The organism is Microbulbifer mixtoriginis (SeqCode), assembly GCF_052467705.1.
Window position 1 is genome coordinate 640,975 of record NZ_CP174322.1, and the last position, 24,392, is coordinate 665,366.

Here is a 24,392-nt window from a genome sequence, read left to right on the forward strand (position 1 = left end):
TTATGCTTGGGCTTGGAAAAAGTAAGCTGGCGCTATTTGTGGGCGCAGGCTTCCTGCTATCAAATTTGCCTGTTTATGCTCAAGACGAGGGTTCCAGTTTTCGCAGTCGTGTAAAGCAGGCTTTTGACCAGGATACGCCAACAGTTAATGAGGCGGACGTAACCAAGGACTTCCTGCAGCGCACCTATGAAGCGGAAGATCCAAATTTGAATACTGAGATTCCAGATATCTCTCAACGTAATCAAGGCCCAAGAATTACTGTAAAAGAGTTTAAGTTTCATAGGTTAGAAGAATACCCAGATTTTGGTATTGAACGTGAAATTGTCGAAGAGATGGCAGAAAAACTTCGCGTCAAATTTATGAAAGAGGATAAAATCCTCGCTAGCGGTTATACGGTTGATAACCTAGAGGAGTTAGCAGTTTTATTGGGTAATATGCAAGCCCAATTTAATCCAGGTGGTTTGGGGCCTGCTGAACTCAAAAAACTCGTCAGTGTCATTGAGAAGCAGAATAAAGAGCGTGGTTTGAGTTACGCTGATCTGGAAGAAATTGCTGCGGAACTGACTAATTTTTATCGTCGCCAAGGACTTTTTCTCGCTCAGGTACAAATTCCTGCCCAAGATGTTGAGGATGGCGTTGTAACTCTGACGGTTCAAGAGGGATTGTTGGGGCAGGTCGCTGCTGAGGATAATAAAGAATATGCTCTAGAACAGCTGGCTAAGCCCTTTGAGAAACAAAAAGGTAAGCTAGTTAATCACGATAATATAGAAGAGGGTCTTTACCTTCTAAATGATCTGCCAGGCTTAAATGTTACCGGCTATTTTAGTGCAGGTGAAAATCCTGGTGAAACTAAGCTCAACTTGAAAGTACGCGATGCGTCTAGCTGGAAAACTTCATTTAGGGTGGATAACCACGGATCAGCTTATACTGGTGACCAGAGATTTTATACAACCGTAGACTGGTTAAACCCTTTGGGTATTGGAGATGCACTTACCATTGGCTATTTGAAATCGACTAATGTTTCCGATTTTGATTCGGACTTCGGTTCTGATCTTGGCCAGTTAAGATACAGCCTTCCACTATTTGGACCGCGCACTAGGCTTGAGTTAACAGCAGATTACAATGACTTTGTATTGCGTGATGTTGAGGATCCAGATAACCCTGTAAATGTGCTCGATATTCATGGTGACAATACCAGTTACGCGCTTACAGTGGATCATAAATTTCGTCGTTCTAGGGGTTTCAACTTGACGGGCTCTTTTGGACTCACTGATAAAAAGTCCAATCTACGTGCAATTACCAAATTTGATGAGCCTGGAGATCATGTATACGGCGGTGAACTAGGTTTTTACATGGACCACCTCTCCAGTGGTGCTATTTCCATGCTTAATATATTGAGTACCAATATTCAATATGGGGAGCATCAAAGGGAACTTGAAGGTAAATTGCAAGCAGCGCGCGGTGACCATTTTACCAAAGTGTCTTTAAATAGTAGCTCACTACTATTTTTGCCGATGCCGTTCACTAATGATCAGTCTCGCCTAATAATTAAAAGCCGTATACAGCAAAGCGATAATCCCCTGCCTGCGTTTGAGCAGATGTCCTTGGGGGGGGCTAATGGAGTTAGAGCCTTTGATGTACGAGACTTTTCTGCTGATAGGGCCGGACTTTTATCTGCCGAATGGTATCCCAGTTTCCCCGAAGTGGTGAACCCTATCTTATTTGGTCAGCGCCTAAACGATATGATGCAAATTGCGTTATTTGCCGATGTGGGTTACGGCATTGTGAATAACTATAAATCAGGGAAAGAGGATGACTGGGCCAGGCTTGCCGGAGGTGGTCTGCTGTTTAAGTTTACCTGGAATGAAATCTTCTCCAGCAAAGTATCAGTCGGTTGGCCTATTGAAAAAGCCTCTTCCATCGAAGGTACTGGTGAAGATATAGATCAGCCTATGGTCTATGCCGATTTTTCCATTTTTTATAACTAATAATTCAGAATATCATCGATAGCTGAAGCTGACCTGACCGCTCTATGCAAGGTACCGGTATGAAAGCCAAAAAAAATACTCTTGAACTGAAAAAACTGACTTCTGCAATCAAGGTATCCCGCTTAGCGTATGCTGGCATGTTTGCAGGCTTACTAAGCCCTCTGACGCATGCAGGCCCGGAAGGCGGTGTGGTAACCGGTGGTAGTGGCACAATCGATGTGAATGGTACGACCACCACAATCGATCAAAATACCGATCTGCTCTCGATAGATTGGGATTCTTTTAATCTAAGTGCTGAAGAGTTGGTTAAGTTTCTTCAGCCAAATACCTCCTCAGTCGTACTCAACCGAATTTTGGATCAAAGTGCTAGTACGATTCATGGCTCCATTGAAGCCAATGGCCACGTTATTCTAGTAAACCCGCGCGGGGTACTCTTTACCGAAAGTGCCACTATTAATGTTGGTGCCATTACCGCCTCTGGGCTCGATATGAGCCCAGAGGATTTTATGAATGGCAACTTTACCTTTAAGGGGGAGGACGGCTCCGCGGGCTTTGTTGTCAACAAAGGTGTTATCAATGCAGCCAGTGCTGTATTGGTAGGTAAACAGGTCACCAACGCCTCGTCAGGTCTGATTAGTGCAGAGCTGGTCAGTTTGGCCGCTGCAGATGAAGCGATCCTTACCTTCGATGCCGACGGCATGATCGGTGTGCAAGTCACTAAAGAGGTGATGGAAAACGACCTCGGTGTTGATAGCGCTGTTTTAAATAAAGGTAATATCGATGGTGCCCAGGTTCTCCTGGAAGCGAGTGTATCTGGTGACTTATTTACTGCTGCAGTAAATAACGAAGGCACGATTAAAGCCCAGGGAATCGACACCAGCGGAGGCAAAATCCGTTTATTTGGTTCGGGTTCCAGTGTCATCAATAGTGGCGCGTTACAAGCCGCTGGTTCCACGGGCGGTCAGGTGGTGCTCGAGGGTGATACTGCAGAACACAGTGGTGCGATTGATGTTCGTGGTAGCGCTGGCCGGGGCGGTCAGGCCATGGTTCTCGGCGATGAAGTGCTGGTCAGCGGCACCATAGATGCCCGTGGCACGGCGGCAGGTGGTGAAGCATTAATCGGTGGAGATTATCAAGGAAAAAATTCCCGGATTCGTAATGCCAAAAAAACAACAGTCACTGAAGATGCTCATATTGACGCGAGTGGTTTAGGCGAAAGCGATGGTGGTGAGGTTATTGTTTGGGCCGACCACACTACGAATTTTGCCGGAACTATTTTAGCCGAGTCAGGTAAGCAAGGTGGTGATGGTGGTTTTGTCGAAACTTCAGGTAAGGTTTATCTTAACCTTGGTGAAGATGGCATGTATGTTTCTACATTAAGCCATGGCAAAGGAATTACAGGAGAATGGCTATTAGATCCAGGTTGGTTCGATATCCTAGATGATAGTTCAGAGGATGTTCCTGATTGCATAAGTAACTGCATGAGTGTGGGTACATTACAGGACGCTTTAACTAATAATAGTGTAACTGTAAAAACAACTTCCGATAATACTGCAAATGCTGCTTGGAATAGTGGTAATGAAAGTTATTCTGGTGATTTTACTTATGGAATACGTATTCGAAATAACTTGAGTTGGAGCAGTAATACTACATTAACTCTAGATTCCCATGCTGGAGTAATGATACACCAAGATGCAACTGTAAATGCTGGTGGAGCTGGTAGCCTCTCTATCCTTGCCAAAACAGATGTAATTAATAACGGAACTATTCAAGGCCTAGTAAACTTTTCTGTGGCAACAGATGGTAGTTTCATTAATGCCGCATCGGCCGTATTGAATGATAGTTATTTTGGTTCCATAACTGCTGAGAACATTCAGATTATAGCTCAAGGGGATATCGAAAATAATCTGGATGGAGATAAGGCAGCAGAAATAGTTGCTAATAAGATTAATTTATCTGCTGGTGGCTCTTTTAATAATTACGGCAAGATAAATTTTTCAGATACTTTAGATGATCAGGGTGCTTTTGAAGGGGGTAGCTTCGAATTAAAGGTTGGTCAAAAAGGTGAGGGCTCAACTAATTATCTTGGTAAGATTTATTTTGATGGTGCATCGCAAGCTACTTTCAACGTTTTAGGTGGCAGTGGTTCTGATATATTTGTTCTTAGTGATTGGCAAGATGAAGTATTCATCACTGGGAATAATGCATTTGATCTGGTATCAACCTCAACAAACCCTGATGAGACCAATGTAAATCATCTAAAATTGTCCTTTTCTAGCATCGAAACTCTTAATACCGGTGCTGGTGAAGATACGATACATGCAAAGGCTGGAGAAACGGTTGCGCTCACCGGAATCGCAAAAGAACTGATTACCAGCAATATCTTATTTAAACAGATTGAGATTGCGGGTGCGGGTGGCGAAAATCTTGTCGGCTCAGATTCGGACGATACGATCGAAATTACTGGAGACAAGGCCTTCAAAGCCAATGAGATAGCCTTTACCGGTATTGCAAGCCTCAATACCGGTGCGGGTACAGACAGTATTATTGACGGTACTGGGCAAACCGGCAGCCAGTGGATTTTGGGATCCGGAAATAAAGAGGTCACAGGCTACAACATTGCCTTCAGTAATGTAGAAACTATCCAGGCAGATATTGGTGAGCTGGTTGGTAGAAATGACCAAGATGAAATCTTTACGCTTTCTGCTTACACAGATGATGGACAGCAAAAGACCCAGATTGATACTAAAGGCATGGCCTTTACCGGTATTGATATTTTAAGCGCTGGGGACTCAAGCTCTTTTACAGACACGATTAACAGTAGTGTTAACAATAGAAACTGGGCGCTCACAACAAGTGATAACCAGGTAGAGCATGCCGATGTCATTATCAACGATGCTGATATATTCAGTGGCGGCAATGGAATACTGCAGGGTGCGTCTAATAGCAATGATAGCTACCAAATTGTAAAAAATGCTGATAGCACAACGGCGATCCAAGTTGATGGAATGCACTTCAATGAGCTTACCCGAGTGGAAGCCGGAGCACATGCTGGTGTTAACACAACAGATATTTTGATCGGTACCGACGAGGCCGATACGTTTGGTTTCCTTAGTGGCGAACTACATACTTACGGTATCAGCTTCACCGGTATTGAAGAAGTTAATGCCGGAGGCACAAGTAATGATGGAATTTCTGATCAACTGAATACAGAAACTGATGTAAATCTCACCGGAAATCAAGAAGAGCTGCGCAATGCCAATATCCTGTTCAAAGATATTGAACAGGTCGCCTTTATTAACAACTCGAACGGCAAGATTGTCGGATCGGCTATAGATGACAGCTTTATCATAGCCAGTACCGGTGACAAGCTCACGGCTAATAATATCGACTTTACTGGCTTCAATAAAACGATTGATACCGGCGAGGGCACTGACACCGTTAGTACGCTTGTAGCCAACAGTACATGGAGTCTCTCGAATACAGATAAAGAAGCCACAAGCAGCGGAATTACCTTTACCAATATAGAAAAAGTCACCGCTTCAGATAATCAGGGCACACTGGAAAGTAAGAACGATGATAATGAATTTGCCCTGACTAGTGATGGACGTATTGATGCTGATGCTATTCGCTTTACTGGATTTACCACAATTGAGGGTAACGGTACTGCGTCACTAGATGCTAGTGCTATTAGTGGCAATCTTCTTTTGCTAGATGACAACAACGTAAAAGCAGATTTTACTGATGGCAACATTATCGATATTACGATATCCGGTATTAATGAAGCGGTAGCGAGTAATCTGCTGGGTGCGGATATCGCTTATACAGTAAAAGATACCAACAAAGTTTTCGCTAAAGCGATCACCTTCTCCGGTGTTGATCGTATTGTTGATACTGGCTCTAGTGGAGCTGTTACCTCTGAGACCAGCGACCAGTGGGAACTCGTTTCTGCGGATAATGAAGTTAAGCACTCAGGCATTACTTTTGCAGGAATGCGTAGTCTGACGGGTGGTAATAACACCCTCGTTGGTGCCGCTGATAACGGAGATAGCTATCAGCTTTCCCTGACAGGCGATATCACCGTTGACTCCATGATCTTTAAAGGTATTCGCAATGTGAATGCGAATACGGATGATACTAATTATACGGACACGGTAGATGCAACCGGTGCAGTTACTCTTCAAGGTAATAATGCCTTTGGTGTAACCATCGATCCTAATGGTAGCAGCTATGACATCAACTTCAGTGGCATTGATGCGGTTACTAATACAGGGATTTTAACCGGCACCACGGGTGCAGACACCTTCACCGTTGAGGGTGATAATAAGCTGCGCAGCAAAGGCATCCAGTTCTCGGATGTGAGCTCTGTATTAGCCGGCAACGATACTAATATTGCCGACACCGTGAATGCAAAGGCTGGAGAAACGGTTGCGCTCACCGGAATCGCAAAAGAACTGATTACCAGCAATATCTTATTTAAACAGATTGAGATTGCGGGTGCGGGTGGCGAAAATCTTGTCGGCTCAGATTCGGACGATACGATCGAAATTACTGGAGACAAGGCCTTCAAAGCCAATGAGATAGCCTTTACCGGTATTGCAAGCCTCAATACCGGTGCGGGTACAGACAGTATTATTGACGGTACTGGGCAAACCGGCAGCCAGTGGATTTTGGGATCCGGAAATAAAGAGGTCACAGGCTACAACATTGCCTTCAGTAATGTAGAAACTATCCAGGCAGATATTGGTGAGCTGGTTGGTAGAAATGACCAAGATGAAATCTTTACGCTTTCTGCTTATACAGATAATGGACAGCAAAAGACCCAGATTGATACTAAAGGCATGGCCTTTACCGGTATTGATATTTTAAGCGCTGGGGACTCAAGCTCTTTTACAGACACGATTAACAGTAGTGTTAACAATAGAAACTGGGCGCTCACAGCGAGTGATAATCAGGTAGAGCATGCCGATGTCATCATCAATGATGCTGATATATTCAGTGGCGGCAATGGAATACTGCAGGGTGCGTCTAATAGCAATGATAGCTACCAAATTGTAAAAAATGCTGATAGCACAACGGCGATCCAAGTTGATGGAATGCACTTCAATGAGCTTACCCGAGTGGAAGCCGGAGCACATGCTGATGTTAACACAACAGATATTTTGATCGGTACCGACGAGGCCGATACGTTTGGTTTCCTTAGTGGCGAACTACATACTTACGGTATCAGCTTCACCGGTATTGAAGAAGTTAATGCCGGAGGCACAAGTAATGATGGCATTTCTGATCAACTGAATACAGAAACTGATGTAAATCTCACTGGAAATCAAGAAGAGCTGCGCAATGCCAATATCCTGTTCAAAGATATTGAACAGGTCGCTTTTATTAACAACTCAAACGGCAAGATTGTCGGATCGGCTATAGATGACAGCTTTATCATTGCCAGTACCGCTGACAAAATCACAGCCAATAGTATTGACTTTACTGGCTTCAATAAAACGATTGATACCGGCGAGGGTAGTGATACTGTTAGCACGCTTGTAGCCAACAGTACATGGAGTCTCTCGAATACAGATAAAGAAGCCACAAGCAGCGGAATTACCTTTACCAATATAGAAAAAGTCACCGCTTCAGATAATCAGGGCACACTGGAAAGTAAGAACGATGATAATGAATTTGCCCTGACTAGTGATGGACGTATTGATGCTGATGCTATTCGCTTTACTGGATTTACCACAATTGAGGGTAACGGTACTGCGTCACTAGATGCCAGTGCTATTAGTGGCAATCTTCTTTTGCTAGATGACAACAACGTAAAAGCAGATTTTACCGATGGCAACATTATCGATATTACGATATCCGGTATTAATGAAGCGGTAGCGAGTAATCTGCTGGGTGCGGATATCGCTTATACGGTAAAAGATACCAACAAAGTTTTCGCTAAAGCGATCACCTTCTCCAGTGTTGATCGTATTGTTGATACTGGCTCTAGTGGAGCTGTTACCTCTGAGACCAGCGACCAGTGGGAACTCGTTTCTGCGGATAATGAAGTTAAGCACTCAGGCATTACTTTTGCAGGAATGCGCAGTCTGACGGGTGGTAATAACACCCTCGTTGGTGCCGCTGATAACGGAGATAGCTATCAGCTTTCCCTGACAGGCGATATCACCGTTGACTCCATGATCTTTAAAGGTATTCGCAATGTGAATGCGAATACGGATGATACTAATTATACGGACACGGTAGATGCAACCGGTGCAGTTACTCTTCAAGGTAATAATGCCTTTGGTGTAACCATCGATCCTAATGGTAGCAGCTATGACATCAACTTCAGTGGCATTGATGCGGTTACTAATACAGGGATTTTAACCGGCACCACGGGTGCAGACACCTTCACCGTTGAGGGTGATAATAAGCTGCACAGCAAAGGCATCCAGTTCTCGGATGTGAGCTCTGTATTAGCCGGCAACGATACTAATATTGCCGACACCGTGAATGCAAAGGCTGGAGAAACGGTTGCGCTCACCGGAATCGCAAAAGAACTGATTACCAGCAATATCTTATTTAAACAGATTGAGATTGCGGGTGCGGGTGGCGAAAATCTTGTCGGCTCAGATTCGGACGATACGATCGAAATTACTGGAGACAAGGCCTTCAAAGCCAATGAGATAGCCTTTACCGGTATTGCAAGCCTCAATACCGGTGCGGGTACAGACAGTATTATTGACGGTACTGGGCAAACCGGCAGCCAGTGGATTTTGGGATCCGGAAATAAAGAGGTCACAGGCTACAACATTGCCTTCAGTAATGTAGAAACTATCCAGGCAGATATTGGTGAGCTGGTTGGTAGAAATGACCAAGATGAAATCTTTACGCTTTCTGCTTACACAGATAATGGACAGCAAAAGACCCAGATTGATACTAAAGGCATGGCCTTTACCGGTATTGATATTTTAAGCGCTGGGGACTCAAGCTCTTTTACAGACACGATTAACAGTAGTGTTAACAATAGAAACTGGGCGCTCACAGCGAGTGATAATCAGGTAGAGCATGCCGATGTCATCATCAATGATGCTGATATATTCAGTGGCGGCAATGGAATACTGCAGGGTGCGTCTAATAGCAATGATAGCTACCAAATTGTAAAAAATGCTGATAGCACAACGGCGATCCAAGTTGATGGAATGCACTTCAATGGGCTTACCCGAGTGGAAGCCGGAGCACATGCTGGTGTTAACACAACAGATATTTTGATCGGTACCGACGAGGCCGATACGTTTGGTTTCCTTAGTGGCGAACTACATACTTACGGTATCAGCTTCACCGGTATTGAAGAAGTTAATGCCGGAGGCACAAGTAATGATGGAATTTCTGATCAACTGAATACAGAAACTGATGTAAATCTCACCGGAAATCAAGAAGAGCTGCGCAATGCCAATATCCTGTTCAAAGATATTGAACAGGTCGCCTTTATTAACAACTCGAACGGCAAGATTGTCGGATCGGCTATAGATGACAGCTTTATCATAGCCAGTACCGGTGACAAGCTCACGGCTAATAATATCGACTTTACTGGCTTCAATAAAACGATTGATACCGGCGAGGGTAGTGATACTGTTAGCACGCTTGTAGCCAACAGTACATGGAGTCTCTCGAATACAGATAAAGAAGCCACAAGCAGCGGAATTACCTTTACCAATATAGAAAAAGTCACCGCTTCAGATAATCAGGGCACACTGGAAAGTAAGAACGATGATAATGAATTTGCCCTGACTAGTGATGGACGTATTGATGCTGATGCTATTCGCTTTACTGGATTTACCACAATTGAGGGTAACGGTACTGCGTCACTAGATGCCAGTGCTATTAGTGGCAATCTTCTTTTGCTAGATGACAACAACGTAAAAGCAGATTTTACCGATGGCAACATTATCGATATTACGATATCCGGTATTAATGAAGCGGTAGCGAGTAATCTGCTGGGTGCGGATATCGCTTATACAGTAAAAGATACCAACAAAGTTTTCGCTAAAGCGATCACCTTCTCCGGTGTTGATCGTATTGTTGATACTGGCTCTAGTGGAGCTGTTACCTCTGAGACCAGCGACCAGTGGGAACTCGTTTCTGCGGATAATGAAGTTAAGCACTCAGGCATTACTTTTGCAGGAATGCGCAGTCTGACGGGTGGTAATAACACCCTCGTTGGTGCCGCTGATAACGGAGATAGCTATCAGCTTTCCCTGACAGGCGATATCACCGTTGACTCCATGATCTTTAAAGGTATTCGCAATGTGAATGCGAATACGGATGATACTAATTATACGGACACGGTAGATGCAACCGGTGCAGTTACTCTTCAAGGTAATAATGCCTTTGGTGTAACCATCGATCCTAATGGTAGCAGCTATGACATCAACTTCAGTGGCATTGATGCGGTTACTAATACAGGAATTTTAACCGGCACCACGGGTGCAGACACCTTCACCGTTGAGGGTGATAATAAGCTGCGCAGCAAAGGCATCCAGTTCTCGGATGTGAGCTCTGTATTAGCCGGCAACGATACTAATATTGCCGACACCGTGAATGCAAAGGCTGGAGAAACGGTTGCGCTCACCGGAATCGCAAAAGAACTGATTACCAGCAATATCTTATTTAAACAGATTGAGATTGCGGGTGCGGGTGGCGAAAATCTTGTCGGCTCAGATTCGGACGATACGATCGAAATTACTGGAGACAAGGCCTTCAAAGCCAATGAGATAGCCTTTACCGGTATTGCAAGCCTCAATACCGGTGCGGGTACAGACAGTATTATTGACGGTACTGGGCAAACCGGCAGCCAGTGGATTTTGGGATCCGGAAATAAAGAGGTCACAGGCTACAACATTGCCTTCAGTAATGTAGAAACTATCCAGGCAGATATTGGTGAGCTGGTTGGTAGAAATGACCAAGATGAAATCTTTACGCTTTCTGCTTACACAGATAATGGACAGCAAAAGACCCAGATTGATACTAAAGGCATGGCCTTTACCGGTATTGATATTTTAAGCGCTGGGGACTCAAGCTCTTTTACAGACACGATTAACAGTAGTGTTAACAATAGAAACTGGGCGCTCACAGCGAGTGATAATCAGGTAGAGCATGCCGATGTCATCATCAATGATGCTGATATATTCAGTGGCGGCAATGGAATACTGCAGGGTGCGTCCAATAGCAATGATAGCTACCAAATTGTAAAAAATGCTGATAGCACAACGGCGATCCAAGTTGATGGGATGCACTTTAATGGGCTTACCCGAGTGGAAGCCGGAGCACATGCTGATGTTAACACAACAGATATTTTGATCGGTACCGACGAGGCCGATACGTTTGGTTTCCTTAGTGGCGAACTACATACTTACGGTATCAGCTTCACCGGTATTGAAGAAGTTAATGCCGGAGGCACAAGTAATGATGGCATTTCTGATCAACTGAATACAGAAACTGATGTAAATCTCACTGGAAATCAAGAAGAGCTGCGCAATGCCAATATCCTGTTCAAAGATATTGAACAGGTCGCTTTTATTAACAACTCAAACGGCAAGATTGTCGGATCGGCTATAGATGACAGCTTTATCATTGCCAGTACCGCTGACAAAATCACAGCCAATAGTATTGACTTTACTGGCTTCAATAAAACGATTGATACCGGCGAGGGTAGTGATACTGTTAGCACGCTTGTAGCCAACAGTACATGGAGTCTCTCGAATACAGATAAAGAAGCCACAAGCAGCGGAATTACCTTTACCAATATAGAAAAAGTCACCGCTTCAGATAATCAGGGCACACTGGAAAGTAAGAACGATGATAATGAATTTGCCCTGACTAGTGATGGACGTATTGATGCTGATGCTATTCGCTTTACTGGATTTACCACAATTGAGGGTAACGGTACTGCGTCACTAGATGCCAGTGCTATTAGTGGCAATCTTCTTTTGCTAGATGACAACAACGTAAAAGCAGATTTTACCGATGGCAACATTATCGATATTACGATATCCGGTATTAATGAAGCGGTAGCGAGTAATCTGCTGGGTGCGGATATCGCTTATACGGTAAAAGATACCAACAAAGTTTTCGCTAAAGCGATCACCTTCTCCAGTGTTGATCGTATTGTTGATACTGGCTCTAGTGGAGCTGTTACCTCTGAGACCAGCGACCAGTGGGAACTCGTTTCTGCGGATAATGAAGTTAAGCACTCAGGCATTACTTTTGCAGGAATGCGCAGTCTGACGGGTGGTAATAACACCCTCGTTGGTGCCGCTGATAACGGAGATAGCTATCAGCTTTCCCTGACAGGCGATATCACCGTTGACTCCATGATCTTTAAAGGTATTCGCAATGTGAATGCGAATACGGATGATACTAATTATACGGACACGGTAGATGCAACCGGTGCAGTTACTCTTCAAGGTAATAATGCCTTTGGTGTAACCATCGATCCTAATGGTAGCAGCTATGACATCAACTTCAGTGGCATTGATGCGGTTACTAATACAGGGATTTTAACCGGCACCACGGGTGCAGACACCTTCACCGTTGAGGGTGATAATAAGCTGCACAGCAAAGGCATCCAGTTCTCGGATGTGAGCTCTGTATTAGCCGGCAACGATACTAATATTGCCGACACCGTGAATGCAAAGGCTGGAGAAACGGTTGCGCTCACCGGAATCGCAAAAGAACTGATTACCAGCAATATCTTATTTAAACAGATTGAGATTGCGGGTGCGGGTGGCGAAAATCTTGTCGGCTCAGATTCGGACGATACGATCGAAATTACTGGAGACAAGGCCTTCAAAGCCAATGAGATAGCCTTTACCGGTATTGCAAGCCTCAATACCGGTGCGGGTACAGACAGTATTATTGACGGTACTGGGCAAACCGGCAGCCAGTGGATTTTGGGATCCGGAAATAAAGAGGTCACAGGCTACAACATTGCCTTCAGTAATGTAGAAACTATCCAGGCAGATATTGGTGAGCTGGTTGGTAGAAATGACCAAGATGAAATCTTTACGCTTTCTGCTTACACAGATAATGGACAGCAAAAGACCCAGATTGATACTAAAGGCATGGCCTTTACCGGTATTGATATTTTAAGCGCTGGGGACTCAAGCTCTTTTACAGACACGATTAACAGTAGTGTTAACAATAGAAACTGGGCGCTCACAGCGAGTGATAACCAGGTAGAGCATGCCGATGTCATTATCAACGATGCTGATATATTCAGTGGCGGCAATGGAATACTGCAGGGTGCGTCCAATAGCAATGATAGCTACCAAATTGTAAAAAATGCTGATAGCACAACGGCGATCCAAGTTGATGGGATGCACTTTAATGGGCTTACCCGAGTGGAAGCCGGAGCACATGCTGATGTTAACACAACAGATATTTTGATCGGTACCGACGAGGCCGATACGTTTGGTTTCCTTAGTGGCGAACTACATACTTACGGTATCAGCTTCACCGGTATTGAAGAAGTTAATGCCGGAGGCACAAGTAATGATGGCATTTCTGATCAACTGAATACAGAAACTGATGTAAATCTCACTGGAAATCAAGAAGAGCTGCGCAATGCCAATATCCTGTTCAAAGATATTGAACAGGTCGCTTTTATTAACAACTCAAACGGCAAGATTGTCGGATCGGCTATAGATGACAGCTTTATCATTGCCAGTACCGCTGACAAAATCACAGCCAATAGTATTGACTTTACTGGCTTCAATAAAACGATTGATACCGGCGAGGGTAGTGATACTGTTAGCACGCTTGTAGCCAACAGTACATGGAGTCTCTCGAATACAGATAAAGAAGCCACAAGCAGCGGAATTACCTTTACCAATATAGAAAAAGTCACCGCTTCAGATAATCAGGGCACACTGGAAAGTAAGAACGATGATAATGAATTTGCCCTGACTAGTGATGGACGTATTGATGCTGATGCTATTCGCTTTACTGGATTTACCACAATTGAGGGTAACGGTACTGCGTCACTAGATGCCAGTGCTATTAGTGGCAATCTTCTTTTGCTAGATGACAACAACGTAAAAGCAGATTTTACCGATGGCAACATTATCGATATTACGATATCCGGTATTAATGAAGCGGTAGCGAGTAATCTGCTGGGTGCGGATATCGCTTATACGGTAAAAGATACCAACAAAGTTTTCGCTAAAGCGATCACCTTCTCCAGTGTTGATCGTATTGTTGATACTGGCTCTAGTGGAGCTGTTACCTCTGAGACCAGCGACCAGTGGGAACTCGTTTCTGCGGATAATGAAGTTAAGCACTCAGGCATTACTTTTGCAGGAATGCGCAGTCTGACGGGTGGTAATAACACCCTCGTTGGTGCCGCTGATAACGGAGATAGCTATCAGCTTTCCCTGACAGGCGATATCACCGTTGACTCCATGATCTTTAAAGGTATTCGCAATGTGAATGCGAATACGGATGATACTAATTATACGGACACGGTAGATGCAACCGGTGCAGTTACTCTTCAAGGTAATAATGCCTTTGGTGTAACCATCGATCCTAATGGTAGCAGCTATGACATCAACTTCAGTGGCATTGATGCGGTTACTAATACAGGAATTTTAACCGGCACCACGGGTGCAGACACCTTCACCGTTGAGGGTGATAATAAGCTGCGCAGCAAAGGCATCCAGTTCTCGGATGTGAGCTCTGTATTAGCCGGCAACGATACTAATATTGCCGACACCGTGAATGCAAAGGCTGGAGAAACGGTTGCGCTCACCGGAATCGCAAAAGAACTGATTACCAGCAATATCTTATTTAAACAGATTGAGATTGCGGGTGCGGGTGGCGAAAATCTTGTCGGCTCAGATTCGGACGATACGATCGAAATTACTGGAGACAAGGCCTTCAAAGCCAATGAGATAGCCTTTACCGGTATTGCAAGCCTCAATACCGGTGCGGGTACAGACAGTATTATTGACGGTACTGGGCAAACCGGCAGCCAGTGGATTTTGGGATCCGGAAATAAAGAGGTCACAGGCTACAACATTGCCTTCAGTAATGTAGAAACTATCCAGGCAGATATTGGTGAGCTGGTTGGTAGAAATGACCAAGATGAAATCTTTACGCTTTCTGCTTACACAGATAATGGACAGCAAAAGACCCAGATTGATACTAAAGGCATGGCCTTTACCGGTATTGATATTTTAAGCGCTGGGGACTCAAGCTCTTTTACAGACACGATTAACAGTAGTGTTAACAATAGAAACTGGGCGCTCACAGCGAGTGATAACCAGGTAGAGCATGCCGATGTCATCATCAATGATGCTGATATATTCAGTGGCGGCAATGGAATACTGCAGGGTGCGTCCAATAGCAATGATAGCTACCAAATTGTAAAAAATGCTGATAGCACAACGGCGATCCAAGTTGATGGAATGCACTTCAATGGGCTTACCCGAGTGGAAGCCGGAGCACATGCTGGTGTTAATACATCGGATATTTTACTAGGCACCAATGATAAAGAAATATTTACTTTTAATGACAGTGCTGAGCTACAGGTTAATGGCTTAACGTTTACTGGTCTTGAGTCTGTCAATGCTTTGGGCGGCGATGATTATGTAGATGCCGAAAATTACTCTAATGGTCTGGAGCTAACAGGTATTGCTGGAGAGTTACGTCTTTACTCTCAGGGGTTACTTTTCCAGGATATTGAAGACGCTTACACGACAACTCTCTATGGCACCGATAATGTTGATGCTTTCAGCATAATTGAAAACGGAAATGACAACCTTGTTGTTGCCTCAGCGATCGATTTTACTGGGGTGACAATTGTTGATGCATTGGGAGGCCAGGACACCTTATCCGTCGATGAGGCAAATCTAGAAAATGGAAAAATCAACGGGATCCAATTCGTTAATCTCAGTGACATTATCTCCAGTAGCATTGTTATTGGGGCGTCCCAAGAAGGAGATTTTTATGTATTAGGGGATGGGTTGGTTTCATCTGATACTGATTCGCAAAATCCTGGATATGAATTTAATTTCACTGGTGTAACAAGTGTTAAAACAAATGGCTATGCAAGAACTGTAACTGGTTTACTTGGCCACAACTGGATAATTAATAACGCTAACACTGCGACGAATAATGGCATTACATTTTTTGATGTCTCTTACTTAATTGCAAAGAATGCAGGTTTAGAAGGGTACTCAAATTTAGGCTGGGCTTTGACTGCTAATGATAATGAAGTAAGTCATGCAGGAATTATTATAAAAAATGCGAATTTAATTAGTGGAGGCGGTAGCACGCTGACGGGCAAAGAAGGCTTTGCTGACACCTACACCTTCCTAGACGGCGGCAGCCAAGGGCAGTTAGTGAAGGTGGACGATATGCAGTTCGCCGGTCTCAGCACTGTCGCCGCCGGTGATGGAGGTGACACCGTGATTGGCCAGGCGGGCCAAGGTTGGGCCCTGACCGACAATGAGAATGAAGTAGAGCATGGCGCGATCACCATCCAGAACGCCGAGTTTATCAGCGGCGGCATCAGCACCCTGATGGGGGGAGACTTCGCTGACACCTACACCTTCCTCGACGGCGGCAGCCAGGGTCAGTTGGTGAAGGTGGACAATATGCAGTTTGCCGGTCTCAGCACGGTCGCCGCCGCCGGTGGTGATGACACCGTGATCGGTCAGGCGGGCCAAGGTTGGGCCCTGACCGACAATGAGAATGAAGTAGAGCACGGCACAATCACCATCCAGAACGCCGAGTTTATCAGCGGCGGCATCAGCACCCTGATGGGGGGAGACTTCGCTGACACCTACACCTTCCTCGACGGCGGCAGCCAGGGTCAGTTGGTGAAGGTGGACAATATGCAGTTCGCCGGCCTCAGCACGGTCGCCGCCGCCGGTGGTGATGACACCGTGATTGGCCAGGCGGGCCAAGGTTGGGCCCTGACCGACAATGAGAATGAAGTAGAGCACGGCGCGATCACCATCCAGAACGCCGAGTTTATCAGCGGCGGCATCAGCACCCTGATGGGGGGAGACTTCGCTGACACCTACACCTTCCTCGACGGCGGCAGCCAGGGTCAGTTGGTGAAGGTGGACAATATGCAGTTCGCCGGCCTCAGCACGGTCGCCGCCGCCGGTGGTGATGACACCGTGATCGGTCAGGCGGGCCAAGGTTGGGCCCTGACCGACAATGAGAATGAAGTAGAGCACGGCGCGATCACCATCCAGAACGCCGAGTTTATCAGCGGCGGCATCAGCACCCTGATGGGGGGAGACTTCGCTGACACCTACACCTTCCTCGACGGCGGCAGCCAGGGTCAGTTGGTGAAGGTGGACAATATGCAGTTCGCCGGCCTCAGCACGGTCGCCGCCGCCGGTGGTGATGACACCGTGATCGGCCAGGCGGGCCAAGGTTGGGCCCTGACCGACAATGAGAATGAAGTAGAGCACGGCGCGATCACCATCCAGAACGCCGAGTTTATCAGCGGCGGCATCAGCACCCTGATGGGGGGAGACTTCGCTGACACCTACACCTTCCTCGACGGCGGCAGCCAGGGTCAGTTGGTGAAGGTGGACAATATGCAGTTCGCCGGCCTCAGCACGGTCGCCGCCGCCGGTGGTGATGACACCGTGATCGGTCAGGCGGGCCAAGGTTGGGCCCTGACCGACAATGAGAATGAAGTAGAGCATGGCGCGATCACCATCCAGAACGCCGAGTTTATCAGCGGCGGCATCAGCACCCTGATGGGGGGAGACTTCGCTGACACCTACACCTTCCTCGACGGCGGCAGCCAGGGTCAGTTGGTGAAGGTGGACAATATGCAGTTCGCCGGCCTCAGCACGGTCGCCGCCGCCGGTGGTGATGACACCGTGATCGGTCAGGCGGGCCAAGGTTGGGCCCTGACCGACAATGAGAATGAAGTAGAGCATGGCGCGATCACCATCCAGAACGCCGAGTTTATCAGCGGCGGCATCAGCACCCTGATGGGGGGAGACTTCGCTGACACCTACACCTTCCTCGACGGCGGCAGCCAGGGTCAGTTGGTGAAGGTGGACAATATGCAGTTCGCCGGCCTCAGCACGGTCGCCGCCGCCGGTGGTGATGACACCGTGATCGGCCAGGCGGGCCAAGGTTGGGCCCTGACCGACAATGAGAATGAAGTAGAGCACGGCGCGATCACCATCCAGAACGCCGAGTTTATCAGCGGCGGCATCAGCACCCTGATGGGGGGAGACTTCGCTGACACCTACACCTTCCTCGACGGCGGCAGCCAGGGTCAGTTGGTGAAGGTGGACAATATGCAGTTCGCCGGCCTCAGCACGGTCGCCGCCGCCGGTGGTGATGACACCGTGATCGGCCAGGCGGGCCAAGGTTGGGCCCTGACCGACAATGAGAATGAAGTAGAGCATGGCGCGATCACCATCCAGAACGCCGAGTTTATCAGCGGCGGCATCAGCACCCTGATGGGGGGAGACTTCGCTGACACCTACACCTTCCTCGACGGCGGCAGCCAGGGTCAGTTGGTGAAGGTGGACAATATGCAGTTCGCCGGCCTCAGCACGGTCGCCGCCGCCGGTGGTGATGACACCGTGATCGGTCAGGCGGGCCAAGGTTGGGCCCTGACCGACAATGAGAATGAAGTAGAGCATGGCGCGATCACCATCCAGAACGCCGAGTTTATCAGCGGCGGCATCAGCACCCTGATGGGGGGAGACTTCGCTGACACCTACACCTTCCTCGACGGCGGTAGCCAGGGTCAGTTGGTGAAGGTGGACAATATGCAGTTCGCCGGCCTCAGCACGGTCGCCGCCGCCGGTGGTGATGACACCGTGATTGGCCAGGCGGGCCAAGGTTGGGCCCTGACCGACAATGAGAATGAAGTAGAGCACGGCGCGATCACCATCCAGAACGCCGAGTTTATCAGCGGCGGCATCAGCACCCTGATGGGGGGAGACTTCGCTGACACCTACACCTTCCTCGACGGCGGCAGCCAGGGTCAGTTGGTGAAGGTGGACAATATGCAGTTCGCCGGCCTCAGCACGGTCGCCGCCGCCGGTGGTGATGACACCGTGATCGGTCAGGCGGGCCAAGGTTGGGCCCTGACCGACAATGAGAATGAAGTAGAGCACGGCGCGATCACCATCCAGAACGCCGAGTTTATCAGCGGCGGCATCAGCACCCTGATGGGGGGAGACTTCGCTGACACCTACACCTTCCTCGACGGCGGCAGCCAGGGTCAGTTGGTGAAGGTGGACAATATGCAGTTTGCCGGCCTCAGCACGGTCGCCGCCGCCGGTGGTGATGACACCGTGATCGGTCAGGCGGGCCAAGGTTGGGCCCTGACCGACAATGAGAATGAAGTAGAGCACGGCATAATCACCATCCAGAACGCCGAGTTTATCAGCGGCGGCATCAGCACCCTGATGGGGGGAGACTTCGCTGACACCTACACCTTCCTCGACGGCGGCAGCCAGGGTCAGTTGGTGAAGGTGGACAATATGCAGTTCGCCGGCCTCAGCACGGTCGCCGCCGCCGGTGGTGATGACACCGTGATCGGTCAGGCGGGCCAAGGTTGGGCCCTGACCGACAATGAGAATGAAGTAGAGCACGGCGCGATCACCATCCAGAACGCCGAGTTTATCAGCGGCGGCATCAGCACCCTGATGGGGGGAGACTTCGCTGACACCTACACCTTCCTCGACGGCGGCAGCCAGGGTCAGTTGGTGAAGGTGGACAATATGCAGTTTGCCGGCCTCAGCACGGTCGCCGCCGCCGGTGGTGATGACACCGTGATCGGTCAGGCGGGCCAAGGTTGGGCCCTGACCGACAATGAGAATGAAGTAGAGCACGGCATAATCACCATCCAGAACGCCGAGTTTATCAGCGGCGGCATCAGCACCCTGATGGGGGGAGACTTCGCTGACACCTACACCTTCCTCGACGGCGGCAGCCAGGGTCAGTTGGTGAAGGTGGACAATATGCAGTTCGCCGGCCTCAGCACGGTCGCCGCCGCCGGTGGTGATGACACCGTGATCGGTCAGGCGGGCCAAGGTTGGGCCCTGACCGACAATGAGAATGAAGTAGAGCACGGCGCGATCACCATCCAGAACGCCGAGTTTATCAGCGGCGGCATCAGCACCCTGATGGGGGGAGACTTCGCTGACACCTACACCTTCCTCGACGGCGGCAGCCAGGGTCAGTTGGTGAAGGTGGACAATATGCAGTTCGCCGGCCTCAGCACGGTCGCCGCCGCCGGTGGTGATGACACCGTGATCGGTCAGGCGGGCCAAGGTTGGGCCCTGACCGACAATGAGAATGAAGTAGAGCACGGCGCGATCACCATCCAGAACGCCGAGTTTATCAGCGGCGGCATCAGCACCCTGATGGGGGGAGACTTCGCTGACACCTACACCTTCCTCGACGGCGGCAGCCAGGGTCAGTTGGTGAAGGTGGACAATATGCAGTTCGCCGGCCTCAGCACGGTCGCCGCCGCCGGTGGTGATGACACCGTGATCGGCCAGGCGGGCCAAGGTTGGGCCCTGACCGACAATGAGAATGAAGTAGAGCACGGCGCGATCACCATCCAGAACGCCGAGTTTATCAGCGGCGGCATCAGCACCCTGATGGGGGGAGACTTCGCTGACACCTACACCTTCCTCGACGGCGGCAGCCAGGGTCAGTTGGTGAAGGTGGACAATATGCAGTTCGCCGGCCTCAGCACGGTCGCCGCCGCCGGTGGTGATGACACCGTGATCGGCCAGGCGGGCCAAGGTTGGGCCCTGACCGACAATGAGAATGAAGTAGAGCACGGCGCGATCACCATCCAGAACGCCGAGTTTATCAGCGGCGGCATCAGCACCCTGATGGGGGGAGACTTCGCTGACACCTACACCTTCCTCGACGGCGGCAGCCAGGGTCAGTTGGTGAAGGTGGACAATATGCAGTTCGCCGGCCTCAGCACGGTCGCCGCCGCCGGTGGTGATGACACCGTGATCGGCCAGGCGGGCCAAGGTTGGGCCCTGACCGACAATGAGAATGAAGTAGAGCACGGCGCGATCACCATCCAGAACGCCGAGTTTATCAGCGGCGGCATCAGCACCCTGATGGGGGGAGACTTCGCTGACACCTACACCTTCCTCGACGGCGGCAGCCAGGGTCAGTTGGTGAAGGTGGACAATATGCAGTTCGCCGGCCTCAGCACGGTCGCCGCCGCCGGTGGTGATGACACCGTGATCGGTCAGGCGGGCCAAGGTTGGGCCCTGACCGACAATGAGAATGAAGTAGAGCATGGCGCGATCACCATCCAGAACGCCGAGTTTATCAGCGGCGGCATCAGCACCCTGATGGGGGGAGACTTCGCTGACACCTACACCTTCCTCGACGGCGGCAGCCAGGGTCAGTTGGTGAAGGTGGACAATATGCAGTTCGCCGGCCTCAGCACGGTCGCCGCCGCCGGTGGTGATGACACCGTGATCGGTCAGGCGGGCCAAGGTTGGGCCCTGACCGACAATGAGAATGAAGTAGAGCACGGCGCGATCACCATCCAGAACGCCGAGTTTATCAGCGGCGGCATCAGCACCCTGATGGGGGGAGACTTCGCTGACACCTACACCTTCCTCGACGGCGGCAGCCAGGGTCAGTTGGTGAAGGTGGACAATATGCAGTTCGCCGGCCTCAGCACGGTCGCCGCCGCCGGTGGTGATGACACCGTGATCGGCCAGGCGGGCCAAGGTTGGGCCCTGACCGACAATGAGAATGAAGTAGAGCACGGCGCGATCACCATCCAGAACGCCGAGTTTATCAGCGGCGGCATCAGCACGCTGGTGGGTGGAGAACATACGGACACTTTCTCCTTAAGTAAGTCCGGAGCGGATGCCATAGTGCGAGTCGACAACATGACATTTATGGAACTTGATTCTGTGGATGCAGGCGAAGGCTCAGACACTATTGTGGCTACAAGTGATATAGCTGGAGAAACCTGGGTATTGGGATTAGGCCGCGGTGCTCTTGCTGTTGCAGGTGTGAGCTTTGAGGGCATTGAGCAGGTTGATGCAGACAACGTGTCGCTGGACGCATCAACAAATAATCAGGCAGACACTTTCGAACTTGCCAAAACTGGGAAATCGCTCAAAGCGCGGGGTATTGAGTTCTCGTCTGTTGCCAGCGTTTCTGCGGGAAGTGGTAACGATGATAGCGATACGATTCAGAGCGATGCGGGAAGTTGGCAGTTAGCTGGTACTGCAAATGCCCTTGAGGTGAATGGTGTTCAATTTAGCGGTATTGATCATGTAGAAACTAATAATGCACAGTTATACGGTACTGACGCTGATGATGTCTTAGCCCTAACTGAGTCTGGAATCGCCACGGCCGGAATAGCATTTACAGGCATTACTAAAGTCAGCAGTGAGGGAGGTACTGACCATCTTATAGGTACCTCTGGCAAGGATACCTTTGTCCTGGCTTCCAATGGTGATATTACTGCTGCGGGCATTCTCTTTACCGGGCTTGAAAGTGTGGATACTGGTGAGGGTGAGGACACTGTTAATGCAGCCGGTAGTGGCGCTAGCTGGACATCTTCCAGTAATGGCAGCTCCCTAGAAAACGGAGCGGCTCAAGCCAGGGTGAATGGCCTGACTGTTCTGTTTGATAATCTTGAGATGGTCCAGGGCGTGGGTACATATATTGGCCAGGACATCGGCAGTAACTATGTCTTCGATAGCCTCAACAGCATGACAGTTGCCGGGGTCACTTTTGCGGATCTGGAGAGCCTGAGTGCGGGTAGTGGAAACGATACTATCCAGGGGGCCAATATCGATGCGGTTTGGGATATTAACGATGCGCAGAGTACCGTAAGCGGCAATAACAAAAAGCTTGTGTTTAGCGGTATTGAAGCGATAAATGCGGGTAGTGGCCAGGATACTTTTAATTTAAATGGCGGTGAGCTTGCTTCAATAGATACCGGTGCAGGTAATGACACGGTCATACTCTCTGCAACCACCATCGATAGTATTTCCCTGGGAGAGGGGGATGACTACGTGGAAGTGAATGAGAATAGCTCTGACACAGTAGCACTCTCTGGTGGCAGCGGAAGTGATTCCTTCCAGTACAACCTTGCTGGTGATACCTGGCAGGTGAAATCCTCTGGCAACAAAGTAGGCAACTTTAGCTTCTCTGATTTTGAGTTCCTTGATAACACTTCCAGTAATCTCACTTTGGAAACAGACTTTGCTTTTGATTTTGAAAATGGCGGTGTTAATTCCGGCAGCTTTAACAAAAGCGGCGTAGGTTTGCGATTTGCTGGCAGTGGTATGCGTCTCGGTTACGATGGATCAGGGGATATTAATGTACTTAGCAGTGCCACGGGTACTATTGGCGGTAGCCTCAAAGCTAAGCGTGCAGATTTGGTGGTCAGCGGAGATGTCAACATTGAGTCCGATGTCGATGTCCTTGCTATCTCTACTTCCGGGCCGGATGTCGATATTACGGTGCTGGCGAAAGACAACCTACTGATTGATGAAATCAATGCCGGTCGCGGTAACGTTCAGTTGGCGAGTGAGGGCTTTGGTATGCTCACCGCTGAAACCTACGGCGATACGCATATCACAGCGGGCAATATCACTCTGGGTACCGATACTCAGCTCTGGAGTATTATCGGTAGCGAGTTGGTGCCGCTGCGTATGGATGCGCTTACCAATGTGGCAATTGTTTCTGTCTCCTATTACGAGCCTGAATTTATTGGGCAGGTGCCTAACTTCACTAGTAAGGGTGACGAGCTGCAGTCTATCGCTGGTGCTCAGGCATCCCAGGGATTGCGCTCCGCAATCCAAAATGGTGTTGAGGACTTCACCCAGGTTGACCCGGCGATTTTCAGTGCGGTGAAACCTTACAGTAGTGGAGTGGATGCGGTGAATTCCCCGGAAATGCGTTTGAGATCCGGTGAGTTGTTACCTGCAGCAGGACTTTCCGGAACCGATGAGGAAGATCCGGAATTCGACGCCAGGCTGGAAGAGAGCCAGGATGTTACTGTCGACTACCGTGAGCAGGAGACCTTGGCCTCCATTAATTCAGGGGGCTGATGACCCCTAGAAGACTTTAAAATACCGAACCGGCCCCAGTGGCCGGTTTTTTTATGGGCGTTTGTATTGGAAATATCTGGGGACTTTTCGTGGGTAAGATTTACATAAGCCGCAACGAAAAAAGGCCGACTCTTTCGAGTCAGCCTTTTTGGAATTGGTGCCCAGGAGAGGACTTGAACCTCCACGACCGTTAGGTCACTAGCACCTGAAGCTAGCGCGTCTACCAATTCCGCCACCTGGGCAAATCAACGTGTGCTCCGTTGAGGACGCGAACTATAGAGATCTGCAGGGGGAGTGTCAACGGTTT

At 48.8% G+C, this 24,392-nt stretch carries 2 protein-coding genes and 1 tRNA gene; 2 read left to right on the top strand and 1 reads right to left on the bottom strand.

Features of this window, described 5'->3' with window-relative positions:
• Positions 1–2: 2 nt before the first annotated feature.
• Positions 3–1,988, top strand: a complete 1,986-nt coding sequence (locus tag ACJJIB_RS02950; RefSeq protein ID WP_444887821.1) for a ShlB/FhaC/HecB family hemolysin secretion/activation protein — start codon at positions 3–5, stop codon at positions 1,986–1,988.
• A 59-nt stretch (positions 1,989–2,047) separates the two neighbouring features.
• Positions 2,048–24,085, top strand: a complete 22,038-nt coding sequence (locus ACJJIB_RS02955) for a filamentous hemagglutinin N-terminal domain-containing protein (RefSeq protein WP_444887822.1) — start codon at positions 2,048–2,050, stop codon at positions 24,083–24,085.
• 155 nt (positions 24,086–24,240) lie between these two features.
• Here ACJJIB_RS02955 and ACJJIB_RS02960 read toward each other — a convergent pair.
• Positions 24,241–24,327 (bottom strand) — tRNA-Leu (locus tag ACJJIB_RS02960).
• Positions 24,328–24,392: the final 65 nt, after the last annotated feature.

Excerpts from the sequence above, each read along its gene's own strand:
- ACJJIB_RS02950 (WP_444887821.1), top strand. The coding sequence starts at position 3 with ATGCTTGGGCTTGGAAAAAGTAAGCTGGCGCTATTTGTGGGCGCAGGC.
- ACJJIB_RS02955 (WP_444887822.1), top strand. The coding sequence starts at position 2,048 with ATGAAAGCCAAAAAAAATACTCTTGAACTGAAAAAACTGACTTCTGCA.